Origin of the sequence: Nocardiopsis sp. MG754419, assembly GCF_018207095.1 — a bacterium.
In the GTDB taxonomy this organism is placed as follows: Bacteria; Actinomycetota; Actinomycetes; order Streptosporangiales; family Streptosporangiaceae; genus Nocardiopsis.
In genome coordinates, this window is the sequence record NZ_QOCZ01000300.1 from 1 (window position 1) to 1,416 (window position 1,416).

A 1,416-nucleotide genomic window follows, 5' to 3' on the forward strand; every position below is an offset into this window, starting at 1 on the left:
CCCCAGCACCAGTACGGGGCTCCGCCCCGGCAGCAGTACGGACCGCCGCACGGGGGCCCGCCGATGGGCGGTATGCCCCCGGGGACGCCTCCCGGCCACCCCCATCAGGGCTTCGGGCCGCCTCCGGGACAGCCGCCCATGGGCGGCGCCCCCGGAGGTCCGGGACGCCCCGGCCACGGCCCCATGGGCGGTCCTCCGCAGGGCGGCCCCCAGTGGGGTCCGCAGGGTCAGCCGTACGGCCCGCCCCCGCCGCCCAAGAAGAAGCGGGGCTGCTGCGGATGCGGCTGCCTCGTGTTCGTGCTGCTCGTCGTTCTCTTCGGCTTCCTGATGTATCTGCAAGTGGCGGACGTGTGGGACTGGATGTACGACGTCTTCGACCTCGGTAACCCGCAGGGACAGCCCGACCCGTTCGTCCTCTACTGATCGGACGGGAACCGACGGGGCGGTGGGCCACCGGGCCCACCGCCCCGTTCGCCGTGCGGCGCACGATCATGAAGCCCTAAGCTGACCGGTATGAACGACAGCTTGGTGTGGATCGACTGCGAGATGACGGGCCTCGACTTCGAGAACGACGCGTTGATCGAGGTGGCCTGTCTGATCACGGACAGCGAACTCAACATCCTCGACGAGGGTGTCGACGTCGTGATCAAGCCCCCGCAGCCGGCCCTGGACCGGATGGGCGACTTCGTCCGGGACATGCACACCACGTCGGGTCTGCTCGACGAACTCGAGAACGGTGTGAGCCTCAAGGAGGCCGAGGAGCTCGTCCTGGAGCACATCCGCCGCTACGTGACCGAGCCAGGCAAGGCTCCCCTGTGCGGCAACTCCATCGCCACCGACCGCACCTTCCTGGCGCGCGACATGAAGCAGATCGACCAGTACCTGCACTACCGCATGGTCGACGTGTCCTCCATCAAGGAGCTGCTGCGCCGCTGGTACCCGCGCGTCTACTACGCGAGCCCCGACAAGAAGGGCGGCCACCGGGCGCTGGCCGACATCACCGAGAGCATCCGCGAACTGCGCTACTTCCGCGCCGCCGCGTTCGTCGCCGAACCCGGTCCGGACTCCTCCACCGCGCGCGCCATCGCCGCCGAGACCGTCGAGGGCGGCACCGGCATGAAGGCACGTGACGCGGCTCTCTCCCAGACCGACCCCGAAAACTGATCGAAGCACTCCCCGGAGTCCGCTAAGATTTCATACGTACGCAGGGCCGCAAGGCCCCGCGGACATGGTGGGTGTAGCTCAGCCGGTAGAGCACTTGGTTGTGGTCCAAGAAGTCGCGGGTTCAAGTCCCGTCACTCACCCCAGAGGCTCAAGCCCCTGACCAGTGGAAACGCGCAACGGTCAGGGGCTTTTGCGTTGCCGGGGGTGCACCGGAGGGTGCACGGGGCGCCCACAACCCGGGCCAATGAGTGT

2 protein-coding genes and 1 tRNA gene are annotated in these 1,416 nt (G+C 68.4%); all 3 read left to right on the forward strand.

From position 1 onward, the window contains the following. Positions 1-423 (forward strand): hypothetical protein (locus DSY14_RS27755; protein WP_249188578.1); only part of this gene is annotated, 423 nt, incomplete at its 5' end. Between the two features lie 90 nt (positions 424-513). Further along, on the forward strand, positions 514-1,164 hold the full coding sequence (orn, locus tag DSY14_RS27760) for an oligoribonuclease (protein ID WP_211719558.1): 651 nt from the start codon (positions 514-516) through the stop codon (positions 1,162-1,164). A gap of 67 nt (positions 1,165-1,231) precedes the next feature. Beyond that, positions 1,232-1,307: transfer RNA gene (locus tag DSY14_RS27765), tRNA-His, on the forward strand. Positions 1,308-1,416 lie beyond the last annotated feature (109 nt).